At 72.7% G+C, this 11,600-nt stretch carries 13 protein-coding genes; 4 read left to right on the top strand and 9 right to left on the bottom strand.

Going from position 1 to position 11,600, the window contains the following annotated elements; genetic code table 11:
• Positions 1 to 27: 27 nt before the first annotated feature.
• Entirely contained in the window at positions 28 to 474 is a 447-nt protein-coding gene (locus K6T13_RS10515; protein ID WP_249423729.1) for a DUF6326 family protein, read from the bottom strand.
• 205 nt (positions 475 to 679) lie between these two features.
• On the opposite strand from K6T13_RS10515, the gene K6T13_RS10520 reads away from it, so the two are divergent.
• Positions 680 to 1,819 (top strand): sensor histidine kinase, encoded by a 1,140-nt coding sequence (locus K6T13_RS10520; RefSeq protein ID WP_222894531.1) that lies wholly within the window; start codon positions 680 to 682, stop codon positions 1,817 to 1,819.
• Positions 1,816 to 2,475: a response regulator gene (locus K6T13_RS10525; RefSeq protein ID WP_222894532.1), complete on the top strand. Its 660-nt coding sequence runs from the start codon at positions 1,816 to 1,818 to the stop codon at positions 2,473 to 2,475. The genes K6T13_RS10520 and K6T13_RS10525 overlap by 4 nt, the downstream gene beginning before the upstream one ends.
• A gap of 28 nt (positions 2,476 to 2,503) precedes the next feature.
• Here K6T13_RS10525 and K6T13_RS10530 read toward each other — a convergent pair whose 3' ends face one another.
• From K6T13_RS10530 to hisD, 7 genes are all read right to left on the bottom strand, one after another.
• Entirely contained in the window at positions 2,504 to 3,079 is a 576-nt protein-coding gene (locus K6T13_RS10530) for a dihydrofolate reductase family protein (RefSeq protein WP_222894533.1), read from the bottom strand.
• 227 nt (positions 3,080 to 3,306) lie between these two features.
• Complete coding sequence (gene hisF / locus K6T13_RS10535) at positions 3,307 to 4,068, bottom strand: imidazole glycerol phosphate synthase subunit HisF (protein WP_222894534.1); 762 nt, start codon at positions 4,066 to 4,068, stop codon at positions 3,307 to 3,309.
• Complete coding sequence (gene priA, locus K6T13_RS10540) at positions 4,065 to 4,796, bottom strand: bifunctional 1-(5-phosphoribosyl)-5-((5-phosphoribosylamino)methylideneamino)imidazole-4-carboxamide isomerase/phosphoribosylanthranilate isomerase PriA (protein ID WP_222894535.1); 732 nt, start codon at positions 4,794 to 4,796, stop codon at positions 4,065 to 4,067. Before priA ends, hisF begins: the two co-directional genes overlap by 4 nt.
• Positions 4,793 to 5,428 (bottom strand): imidazole glycerol phosphate synthase subunit HisH, encoded by a 636-nt coding sequence (gene hisH / locus K6T13_RS10545; RefSeq protein ID WP_222894536.1) that lies wholly within the window; start codon positions 5,426 to 5,428, stop codon positions 4,793 to 4,795. The genes priA and hisH overlap by 4 nt, the downstream gene beginning before the upstream one ends.
• On the bottom strand, positions 5,425 to 6,039 hold the full coding sequence (hisB, locus tag K6T13_RS10550; protein WP_222894537.1) for an imidazoleglycerol-phosphate dehydratase HisB: 615 nt from the start codon (positions 6,037 to 6,039) through the stop codon (positions 5,425 to 5,427). Before hisB ends, hisH begins: the two co-directional genes overlap by 4 nt.
• Complete coding sequence (locus tag K6T13_RS10555; protein ID WP_222894538.1) at positions 6,036 to 7,145, bottom strand: histidinol-phosphate transaminase; 1,110 nt, start codon at positions 7,143 to 7,145, stop codon at positions 6,036 to 6,038. The genes hisB and K6T13_RS10555 overlap by 4 nt, the downstream gene beginning before the upstream one ends.
• Positions 7,142 to 8,449: a histidinol dehydrogenase gene (gene hisD, locus K6T13_RS10560; protein ID WP_222894539.1), complete on the bottom strand. Its 1,308-nt coding sequence runs from the start codon at positions 8,447 to 8,449 to the stop codon at positions 7,142 to 7,144. The genes K6T13_RS10555 and hisD overlap by 4 nt, the downstream gene beginning before the upstream one ends.
• A gap of 77 nt (positions 8,450 to 8,526) precedes the next feature.
• Here hisD and K6T13_RS10565 point away from each other — a divergent pair, with 77 nt between their 5' ends.
• Positions 8,527 to 9,192 (top strand): LON peptidase substrate-binding domain-containing protein, encoded by a 666-nt coding sequence (locus tag K6T13_RS10565; RefSeq protein ID WP_222894540.1) that lies wholly within the window; start codon positions 8,527 to 8,529, stop codon positions 9,190 to 9,192.
• A gap of 243 nt (positions 9,193 to 9,435) precedes the next feature.
• Positions 9,436 to 9,948 carry a Cys-tRNA(Pro) deacylase gene (gene ybaK / locus K6T13_RS10570; protein ID WP_222894541.1) on the top strand — a complete coding sequence of 171 codons (513 nt, stop codon included), beginning with the start codon at positions 9,436 to 9,438 and terminating at the stop codon, positions 9,946 to 9,948.
• A 4-nt stretch (positions 9,949 to 9,952) separates the two neighbouring features.
• Here ybaK and K6T13_RS10575 read toward each other — a convergent pair whose 3' ends face one another.
• Entirely contained in the window at positions 9,953 to 11,599 is a 1,647-nt protein-coding gene (locus K6T13_RS10575; RefSeq protein WP_222894542.1) for a DUF3352 domain-containing protein, read from the bottom strand.
• Between the last annotated feature and the right edge of the window lies 1 nt (position 11,600).

Raw genomic sequence — 11,600 nt, forward strand, 5'->3', positions numbered from 1 at the left:
CGCGTCCGACGACACCCGCCGTCGGGATCACACCGGGTCCCGGGTACGAGAGGCTTCCTGGTCCGCCCCTGTCGCGACGAGCGCGGACGGCGCGCTGCGGGGCCAGGTCCAGGCGTACCGCACGACGAGGGCGAGGAGCATCAGCTCCAGCACGATGCCGAGGCCGTAGAAGTACAGCCAGGACTCGCCCAGGATGTTGAACGCCGTGACGGGGACGAAGAGGGCGGCCACGACGAGGTTCGTCGTGCGGTTCGCCCGGGCGGGCAGCGTCGCCGACAGCACGATCATGAGGCTCGGGACCGCCATCAAGGTCAGCGCCGCGGTGGAGAAGGTCTGGGAGAGGTCGAACTCGAAGACCCTGCCGTCGAGGATGTCCTCGACGACGCCGGGCGTGAAGAAGTTGAGGATGTCCACGTAGACGTACAGGAACATCAGGCTCGTCCACGTGGCGGCGAGCTTGACCCTCACCGGCATCGGCTGGTCCTGCAGGGTGGTGGCGGGTCGGCGTGTTCTCATCATCGGCCTCCGTGGGTGCTGTGGGGTTGGTGCGTCCACGCTCGCCGACCGCAGGGGGTGGGCGCCTCGGCCGGGAGGCCGGAGCCGGCCCGGCCTTTGGCACGGTCCGTCCCTCGTTCTTTCGGCCGGTACGCCGGGGCACGCCGATCCCTACGCTGGTGCCGTGGTCACGGTCCGTCGCTCCGTCTGGCACGAGCCGCGGCCTGCTGACGCCCCACCTCTCGGTCGTCTCGACTGGTTGCTCGTGGGCGTGTTGGCGGTCGCCGCCCTGGCCGAGGGCATCCTGCGACCGGACCTGGCGTGGCGACCTTTCGTGACGGTGCTCGCCCTGGCGCTGGTGCCAGCCCTCCTCCTGCGGCGGCGCCGCCCCCTGCTGGCCGCGCTGCTCGGGTGGGGCGTCGCCGGGGTGCTCTCGGTCCTCCAGCTGGCTGTGCGCGCGGGGGACCTGGGCCTCAACTCCATGCTGGCCGTCCTGATCCTGCTCTTCTCCCTGGTGCGGTGGGGCTCGGGACGGGAAGTCGTGACGGGGACCGCGTTCGTGGCAGTCGTCGTTGCGGTGGGGATGTACGCCGCCTCCGCGGGCTGGGCCGACGTCTTCGGCGGCAGCGTCCTGGTGCTCCTGGTCGTCGCCCTCGCGGCGACGTTCCGCTACCGGGCGGACCTCTGGCACCGACAGCGGCGCGAGATCCGCAACGAGGAGCGCGTGGCGCTGGCGCGAGAGCTGCACGACACGGTGGCCCACCACGTGTCCGCCATCGCGGTGCAGGCGCAGGCCGGTGGCGTGGTCGCCGCCGTCCAGCCCGAGAAGGCTGCCGAGGTCCTGGCCGCGATCGAGGCCGAAGCCTCGCGAACCTTGGCTGAGATGAGGTCCATGGTGCGGGTGCTGCGTGAGGACGACGCCGTCGCCTACTCACCGCAGCCGGGCGTCGCAGACCTGCCTGCCCTGGCGCGCGCCGACGCGACGCCCAGCGTCGAGGTGTCGCTCGACGACTCGTTGCCCCGGCTGTCACGACCCGTGGACGCGGCGCTCTACCGGCTCGCGCAGGAGTCGCTGACCAACGCCGGTCGGCACGCCCGGAGCGCGACCCGCGTCGTGATCGACGTACGCCGGGAGGGCGACGCCGTCCGGCTCCGTGTCAGCGACGACGGACAGACCGAGCCGGGGCCGGACCCGGAACCCGGGTTCGGCCTGCTGGGCATGGCCGAACGCGCCCAGCTCCTCGGCGGATCGCTCTCCGCGGGGCCGGGGCCCGCGGGCGGCTGGGTCGTCGAGGCCGTGCTGCCGGTGGGGGCGCCGGCATGAGCATCCGTGTCGTCGTCGCCGACGACCAGGACCTGGTCCGCACCGGGTTGGTGATGATCCTCGACGCGCAGCCCGACCTCGAGGTCGTGGGGGAGGCAGCCGACGGGCCGGCCGCGCTCGACCTGGCGACCCGGCTGCGCCCCGACGTCCTCCTCGTCGACATCCGGATGCCCGGGCTGGACGGGGTCGAGGTGACGCGGCGCCTGGCCGGGCCGGACGTGGCGGACCCGATGGCGGTCGTCGTGATCACCACCTTCGACCTCGACGAGTACGTCCTCGGCGCCCTCCGCGCCGGCGCCCGCGGCTTCCTGCTCAAGGACGCGGGCCCGGAGCTCCTCGTGCAGGCCATCCACGCGGCGGCCACCGGGGACGCACTCATCGCCCCCAACATCACCCGACGGCTGCTCGCGACGTTCGCCGACCAGGCGCCGGTCGCACCGGTCCAGCCCGTCGAGCCGATCACCGAGCGCGAGGAGGAGGTGCTCGCGCTGGTGGCACGGGGTCGGACCAACGCCGAGATCGCCACCGAGCTCTACGTCGGCCTGAGCACGGTCAAGACCCACGTCGCGTCGCTGATGGCCAAGATCGGCGCCCGCAACCGCGTCGAGATCGCGATGTGGGCACACGACACCCGGCGCGTGCGGAGCGACAGGTAGGTCAGGCGGGATCCACTCGTCCTGCGTCTCAGCGCGGGATGGGGCGGTAGACCAGCTCGTGGGTGTGGCCGTCCAGAACGCGGCTCTGGAGCAGCTCGAGGTCGAAGTCGGCCGCGCCGCGGAGGACCGGGCTGGTGCCGGTGCGGCCGGTGATCACGGGGAAGATCGTCACCTGGAGCCGATCGACGAGGCCGGCGGCCATCAAGGCCCAGTTGAGCGACAAGCTGGCCTGTGACCGGAGCGGCACGTCCGAGTCCTGCTTGAGCCGGGTGACGATGTCGACGGCGTCACCGCTGACGACCGTCGCGTCGGGCCAGCCGAGAGTGTCCTGGAGCGTCGAGGAGATCACCGTCGCCGGCGCGCGTCGCGTCCGGACGTTCCACTCGTCGAGCCTGAGGGGGTCGGAGCCCGCCATGATCGCGGCGGTCTCGCGGAACGTGGTGGCACCGAAGACCATCCGGGGCTCCGGTTGCAGCTGTCGAGCCCGGTGCTCGAGCAACTCGGGGCCCTGCTTGCCCCAGTAGCCACCCCAGTCGGCGCCCTCTGAGTAGGAGCCGTAACCGTCGAGCGTGGAGAAGACGTCCCAGGTGTAGATCGCGCTCATCCCGGCAGCTCCGTTCAGTCCTCGGTCAGTCAGCTCAGCCCAGTCGTGACGACAGATCCGACCGGGCGCGCGCCTCGAACTCATCGCATCGGCGGTCGGGGTGGTGGTGCCGCAACAGGGGTGCCTCCTTCCGGGAACGCGCGCATGGATCGGCGGCCCGGCGAGTCCCTGCCGGCCACGGCACACCCGCGCCGACGGACATAGGCCGACCGACCAGCAGCAGTCGACTAGCGAACCGGATGACCGGCGCCAGCCAGCGCCTCTTTGACCTCGCTGACCCGAAGCGTGCCGAAGTGGAACACCGTGGCGGCCAGGACGGCGTCGGCGCCGGCCCCGACGGCCGGCGGGAAGTGCTCGACCCTGCCCGCTCCCCCACTTGCGACGACGGGGATGGTGACCTCCCGGCGTACCGCCTCGATCAGCTCGAGGTCGAACCCGTCGGTGGTGCCGTCGGCGTCCATGGAGTTGAGCAGGATCTCCCCCGCGCCCAGCTCCGCGCCGCGGGCCGCCCAGGCGAGCGCGTCGAGCCCGGCGGACGTACGACCGCCGTGGGTGGTGACCTCGAAGCCCGAATCCGTGCCGGCCGCCCGTCGGGCGTCCACCGACAGCACGAGCACCTGGCTGCCGAACCGGTCCGCGATCTCGGCGACCAGCTCAGGGCGGGCGATGGCCGCGGTGTTGACCGCGACCTTGTCCGCACCGGCACGCAGCAGCCGGTCGACCGCCTCCACGCTGCCGACCCCGCCGCCGACGGTGAGCGGGATGAAGACCTGCTCGGCGGTGGCCGACACGATCTCCATCGTGGTCGCGCGGCCCTCGCGGGAGGCGGAGATGTCGAGGAAGGTCAGCTCGTCGGCGCCCTCGGCGTCGTAGAGCCGCGCGAGCTCCACCGGGTCGCCCGCGTCGCGGAGGTCGGTGAAGTTCACGCCCTTGACCACGCGCCCGGCGTCGACGTCGAGGCACGGGATGACGCGGACGGCGAGGCTCATGCGCCCCTCGTCAGGGCCAGGGCCTCGCCAAGCTCGAAGCGGCCCTCGTAGAGGGCCGTGCCGATGATGGCACCCTCCACCCCGTCGCCGACGAGCCCCATCAGCGCCTCGAGGTCGGCGAGCTCGGTGATGCCGCCGCTGGCCACCACCGGTCGGTCGGTGGCCGCACAGACGTCGCGCAGCAGGTGGAGGTTGGGCCCTTGCAGCATGCCGTCCTTGTTGACGTCGGTGACGACGTAGCGCGCGCAGCCCTCCCCGTCGAGCCGCGCGAGCACCTCGTAGAGGTCACCGCCGTCGCGGGTCCAGCCACGGGCCGCCAGGGTCCGGCCGCGCACGTCGAGGCCGACGGCGACGCGGTCGCCGTGGTCGGCGATGGCCCGGGCACACCACTCGGGCTGCTCGAGGGCGGCCGTGCCGATGTTGACGCGACGGCAACCGGTCGCCATCGCCGCGGCCAGCGACTCGTCGTCGCGGATACCGCCGCTCATCTCCACGTCGATGTCCAGGGTGCCGACGATCTTCGCCTGGAGCTCGCGGTTGTGGCCGCGACCGAACGCCGCATCGAGGTCGACCAGGTGGATCCACTCCGCACCGGCCTCCTGCCAGCGCAGCGCGGCCTCGATCGGGTCGCCGAACCGCTTCTCCGAGCCGGCCACGCCCTGCACCAGCTGCACCGCCTGGCCGCCGGCGATGTCGACGGCCGGCAGCAGCTCGAGGTAGTCGCTCACAGTGTGTTCACCCAGTTCTGCAGCAGTCGTGCCCCCGCGTCCCCCGACTTCTCGGGGTGGAACTGCGTGGCCGAGAGGGGACCGTTCTCGACCGCGGCGACGAACCGGTCGCCGCCGTGCTCGGACCACGTCACCAGCGGCGCCCGGGTCAGGCTGCCCGTCACCAGGTCCCAGCTCCGGGCGGCGTAGGAGTGCACGAAGTAGAAGCGCTCGTCCTCGATCCCCGCGAAGAGCGTGGTGCCGTCGGGGACCTCGACGATGTTCCAGCCCATGTGGGGCACCACCGGTGCCTGCAGCCGTTCGACGGTGCCCGGCCACTCGTCGCACCCCGGGGTCTCGACCCCGTGCTCCACCCCGCGCTCGAAGAGCACCTGCATGCCCACGCAGATGCCGAGGACGGGTCGACCGCCGGCGAGACGGCGGCCGATCAGGCGGTCACCCTTGACCGCGCGCAGCCCGGCCATGCACGCGGCGTACGCCCCGACGCCGGGGACGACGAGACCGTCCGCCTCCAGGCAGGTCGTGAAGTCGTCGGTGAGCGTCACCTCTCCCCCGGCACGCTCCAGGGCGCGCACAGCCGAGCGGAGGTTGCCGGACCCGTAGTCGAGGACGGCGACCTGAGGTGCGGTCACAGAGTGCCCTTCGTGGACGGCACGCCGAGCTCGCGGGGGTCGTGGGCGACCGCCTCGCGGAAGGCACGGGCGAACGCCTTGAACTGGGCCTCCACGAGGTGGTGGGGGTCGCGGCCCGACAGCACCCGGACGTGGAGCGCGAGGTGGGCGTGGAACGACAGCGTCTCCATCACGTGGCGGGTGAGGGAGCCGGCGAAGGGCACGTTGCCGGCCCCGCCGCCGATGAGGGCGTAGGCCTGCCCGTCGGGCTCACCGGTGTGGACGCAGTAGGGCCGTCCGGAGACGTCGACGACCGCGTGCACCAGCGCCTCGTCGAGCGGCACGGTCGCGTCGCCGAAGCGGCGGATCCCGGCCTTGTCGCCGAGGGCCTCGCGGATCGCCTGGCCGAGCACGATGGCGCTGTCCTCGACGGTGTGGTGCGCGTCGACGTGGGTGTCGCCGGAGGCGTGCACGACGAGGTCGACGAGCGCGTGGCGCGCGAAGGAGGCGAGCATGTGGTCGTAGAAGCCGACGCCGGTCGACACGTCGTGCCGGCCGGTGCCGTCGAGGTCGAGCTCGACGTGGATCTTCGACTCGCTGGTCTCGCGGTCGAGCCTGGCGGTGCGGCTCATCGGAGCTCCTCCTCGTGCGGGGTGTCCAGCACCTCGGTGAGTGCTGCCCTGAATGATTCCATCTCCTGCGCGGTGCCGATCGACACCCGCAACCATCCGGACGGACCGGTCTCCCGGATCAGCACGCCGCGGTCCAGCAGCTGCTGCCACACCTCGTGCCGGTCCGCGAAGGTTCCGAACAGGGCGAAGTTGGCGTCGCTGTCGGCGACGGTCAGCCCCCGGGAGCGCAGCCACGCGACGGTACGGTCGCGCTCCTCGCGCAGCTCGTCGACCTTGGCCAGCAGCTCGTCGGCGTGGCGCAGGGCGGCGATCGCGGTCGCCTGGGTGACGGCGGAGAGGTGGTAGGGCAGTCGCACCACCCGGATCGCGTCGGCGATCGCAGGGTCGGCGGCGAGGTACCCGACGCGGGCACCCGCGAGCGCGAACGCCTTGCTCATCGTGCGCGTCACCACGAGGTTGCGGTGGAGCGGCAGCAGCTCGAGGGCGCTCGGGGTGCCGGCCCGACGGAACTCGCCGTACGCCTCGTCCACGACGACCAACCCGTCACCGGCCGCCTCGCAGAGCGCCGACACCGCCTCCGGCGGGAGCGCCGTGCCCGTCGGGTTGTTGGGGCTCGGCAGCAGCACCACGCTGGGCCGTCGCTCCAGCACGAGGGACCGCGCGTGGTCGAGGTCGAGGGTGAAGTCGTCCTCGCGGTGGCCGACCACCCACTCGGTGACGGCGTCACGGGCGTACTCCGGGTACATGGAGTACGTCGGCGCGAAGCTGAGCGCGCAGCGGCCGGGGCCGCCGAAGGCCTGCAGCAGCTGCAGCATGACCTCGTTGGAGCCGTTGGCCGCCCACACCATGTCGGGGGTGATGCCCGATCCGCCCGAGCCGTTGAGGTAGCCAGCCAGCGCCTCGCGCAGCTCGGTGAACTCACGGTCGGGGTAGCGGTTGAGGGTCGCCGCGGCGTCCCCGACGGCCCGGGCGATGTCGGCGGCGCACTTCTCGCTGGGGCCGTAGGGGTTCTCGTTGACGTTCAGCTGGACGGGCACGTCGAGCTGCGGGGCGCCGTAGGGCGCCAGTCCGCGCAGGTCGTCCCGCAGCGGTGGCCAGCCGGTCACCGGTCCTCGTCCAGCCGCACCGACACCGCCTGGCCGTGGCCCGGGAGGTCCTCGGCCTCGGCCAGGGCGACCACGTGGGGTGCCACCTCTGCGAGCGCCTCGCGGGTGTAGTCGACGACGTGGACCGACCTCAGGAAGGCCCGGACGCTGAGTCCCGAGGAGTGACAGGCGCAGCCCGCGGTAGGCAGGACGTGGTTGGACCCGGCGCAGTAGTCGCCCAGGCTCACCGGCGCGTGCGGGCCGACGAAGATGGCACCGGCATTGCGGACCCGCGCGGCGACGGCTGAGGCGTCGCGGGTCTGGATCTCCAGGTGCTCGGCGGCGTAGGCGTTGACCACCGCGAGGCCCTGCTCGACGTCGTCGACGAGAACGATGCCGGACTGCTGGCCACCGAGGGCCGTCGTGATCCGCTCGACGTGGCGGGTCACCGCGACCTGCTTGTCGAGCTCGACGACGACCTGGTCGGCCAGCGTCTCGGAGTCGGTCACCAGCACGCTGGCTGCCGCGGGGTCGTGCTCGGCCTGGCTGATCAGGTCGGCAGCCACGAAGGCCGGGTCGGCGCTGTCGTCGGCGAGCACGGCGATCTCGGTCGTACCCGCCTCGGAGTCGATGCCGACCACGCCGCGCAGCAACCGCTTGGCCGCCGCCACCCAGATGTTGCCGGGACCCGTCACGAGGTCGACGCGGGCACACGGACCGGCGCCGTAGGCGAACATCGCGACTGCCTGCGCACCGCCGACGGCGTAGACCTCCTCGACCCCGAGGAGCGCGCAGGCAGCGAGGATGGTCGGCGCCGGCAGACCCCCGTGCTCGCGCTGCGGGGGGCTGGCCAGGGCGAGCGAGCGTACGCCGGCCACCTGGGCGGGTACGACGTTCATCACGACGCTCGACACCAGGGGCGCCAGGCCACCCGGGACGTAGAGACCCACGCGGTCGACCGGCACCTTGCGGTGGGTGACGACGGCCCCAGCCGCCAGCTCGGTGGTGACGTCCTGCTCGAGCTCGGCCTCGCACGTCGCGCGCAGCCGGGCGACGGACACCTCGAGCGCCTCCCGCACCACGGGGTCCAGCTCGGCCAGCGCCTGCTCGAGCGCCTCGGTCGGGACCCGGATGTCGACCGGTGCCACGCCGTCGAACTGCTGGGAGAACTCGCGGATGGCCGCGACGCCGTCGGTCCGGACCGCCTCCACGACGGGGCGGATCTGATGGGTGGCCGCCTCGACGTCGAGCTCCGCGCGCGGCACGACCGCGCGGTAGTCGAAGGAGCCGTCGGCTCCGCGGAGGTCGATGCGCCGGATGAGCATGACCCGATTCTAGGTTCGGGCACACACCGCGACGCGGGCGCACCGGGGAACGGACGGTGGGGGCCTAGTCTCGACATGTGACCGACCGGCTGCCGATGTTCCCGCTGAGCTCCGTGCTGTTCCCCGGCGTCACCGTCCCGCTGCGCGTCTTCGAGGACCGCTACCGGGCGCTCGTCGAGCACCTGCTCGAGGTGCCCGACCCCGTGGACCGGGTGTTCGGGTCGGTGGCGATACGCGAGGGCTACGAGGTCGGGGAGCACGGCAACCAGTCGCTCTACCGTGTCGGCTGCCGGGTCCAGATGACGGAGGTCGAGGCGCAGCCTGACGGGACCTACACGCTGCTGGGCGTGGCCTTGGACCGCTTCGAGCTGCACGGGCTCGACACGTCGGGGCCGTTCCCAGTCGGGGACGTCAGCACCCGCCCGGACGGCGAGGGCGAGGAGGCGGACGGTCTGGCAGACATCGCCCGCGCGGTCTTCACCGGCTACCGGGCGGCCGTCTCCGCGATCCGCGAGGACCCCTACCCCGAGGCGCTGCCGCGGGACCCCGCGTACCTGTCGTGGACGCTGGCCGCGGTCGCGCCGTTGCCGATGCCCGACCGGCAAGCGTTGCTGGAGGCCGACGACGCCGCCACCCGGCTGACGCTGGTGTGCGACCTGCTGCGTGCCGAGCTGCGCGCCATCAACGTGATCCCCTCGCTGCCGGCGACCGAGGTCGCCCGCACCCGCTGGTCCCCGAACTAGCAGGGAATGCGCGAGGAACGAGCGCATTCCCGTGGCTAGTGAAGGTTGAGCGAGCGACGCGCCTGAGCCTGCGAAGGCGCGCGAGCGAGTCGAAACCACGCAAGCGAGCACGCAAAGGCACGCGGCGAGTAGCCGTGGAAGGGCCGGGCGTTTCGAGGCTCGGGCCTTGACGGCCCTCACACCTCAACGTCCGGCGGGCGCGGCCCCCGCACCTCAACGTCCGGCTGGCGAGAGGATGTGGACATGGCGAAGCGTAGGACCGGCGGTACACCGGCGACCGTGGCGCTGGACCGTGCGGGCGTCGACTACCGCCTGCTGCCCTACGAGCACGATCCCCGGGCCGAGTCGTACGGCCTGGAGGCCGCGGAGGCCCTGGGCGTCGACCCCGCGCGTGTCCTGAAGACGCTCGTGACGGCGCTGGATCCGCGGCCCGGCGCCCGGGCGAGGCTCGTGGTGGGCATCGTCCCGGTCTCCACCCTGCTCGACCTCAAGGCGCTGGCCCGTGCGGTCGGGGCGCCGCGGGCTGCGATGGCGGACGTCGCCGAGGCCGAGCGCGCCACGGGGTACGTCGCCGGGGGCATCTCGCCCATCGGCCAGCGGCGTCAGCTGGCCACGGTGGTCGACCGCTCGGCCCTCGACCACCCGAGGGTCCTGGTCTCAGCTGGCAGGCGCGGCCTCGACGTCGAGCTGACGCCGGCCGATCTCCTCGCGGTCACGGGTGGGACCGTGGCGGAGATCGGCCGCGCCTCCTCCTGAGACGTCAGTCGGTCGTGACGCGGAAGACCACGTGGGAGGTCTGGTCGTCGATCCAGCTGCTGGCGCCCAGCCCCTCGAGCCGCTCCAGGTTCTCCGCGACCTCCGGGTCGCTGCTCGACAGGTTCTGCAGCCAGTCACCCGCGCGGAAGTTCACGAAGAACACCGCACCCGCCTGGTCGGCCTCGCGCACGACGTTCTGGAAGACCTCGGTGTCTCCCAGGCCGCCGTCCTCGAGCAGCTGCTTGCGGTAGTCGGCGTTGGGGCCGACCGCGACGACGTCGCCGTCCGCGTCGTTGGCCAGGAAGGTCGCCGCGCCGCCGGCCTGGTCGGCCAGCTTGCCCAGGACCTCCTGCACGCGCTCGCTGTCGCCGGTGATCCTCGCCCCGATCGGGACGCCGCTGCCGTCCGCGGAACCGAAGAAGGCCTCCGGGTCGAAGTCGCTGCCGATGCCGAGAGCGGCCGACTCACCGAGCAGTGCCTCGACGTCGTCACCGGAGACCCCCGTCTGGGCCTCGAACTGGGTGAGCAGCTCCTCGACGCTCGCGGACTCGCCCGTGTACTCGCGGAAGAAGTCGAGCATCGCCGTCAGCCAGCCCTCGGGCAGGGACAGTCCGTAGGCGACGGCGGTATCGGCGGGCAGCGCACCCACCGCGTCTCCGGCGCCGGTGGCTGCGAAGGCGTCGAGGGAGACGTCACCCCCACCTGCGACGGCCTCGAACTCCAGGGCGCCGTCGGAGAAGCGCACGGTCGCTGCCATGCCCTCGAACGACTCCAGGGCCTCGGCCATCTCCTCGGGGACCTCGGGCTCGACCGGCACGTCCGGCTCCGCGAGGCCGGGCTCGGCGTCGAGCGTCATCCCACCCAGGGGGCTGAGGGGGGTCAACGGGTTGGCGGCCAGGTCGGCCAGGTGCCGGCCGAGCTCGGGACCGGCGTACATCGTCATGACACCCGGGTCCCCGACCTCCTCGGTCCAGCGCTGGAAGTCCGCGTCGTCGGCGAGCGAGCCGTCGGCGGCGGCGGCGCTGGCCTCACGGGCGAGGTCCTCGGTCTCGGCGACGACGGCCCAGTCACCCTCGACCACCCAGCCGCCCTCGTCCTCGCCGGCGCACTCGCGCAGCTTCGCCAGGCCGTCGCGGGCTGCGTCGGCGTCGGTCACCTGCACCACGCCCACCGGGGTGGGACGCTCCTCCCCGAGGTCGACCGCGGCGACGGCGAACCGGTAGCCGAGCCAGGGCTTGACGTCCTCGGTGTAGTCGAGGCCGTCGCACTCCTTCTCGATGTCCTCGAAGGCGAGCTCCAGCAGGTCGTCGTCGGCGTCGAAGCCGTCCAGCTCCTCCCGCAGGGCCGGGAACTTGTCGAGCATGCGGAACGCCTCGATCTTCTGCTCACCGCTGGGGTCGAGGTCGATGCTCACGTAGCCGATCGTGCCGGCAGGCAGGGCCTCGGCCGGCTGCGGGCCGGAGGCCAGGAAGGACATGGTCGCCCACACCCCGCCGCCGACCAGCGCCAGGCCGGCCGCGGCGGCACCGGCGAGGAGCGCGGTACGCCGGCCGTCACGGCCCTCGCGAGACCGGGCGATCGGGTCGCCGCTCTCGGGCTCGAGGAACTCGGGGCCGCCGGAACCGGAGGTCGGCGGAGGGGTGCTGGACATG

It is taken from the genome of Nocardioides coralli (assembly GCF_019880385.1).
GTDB lineage: Bacteria > Actinomycetota > Actinomycetes > Propionibacteriales > Nocardioidaceae > Nocardioides > Nocardioides coralli.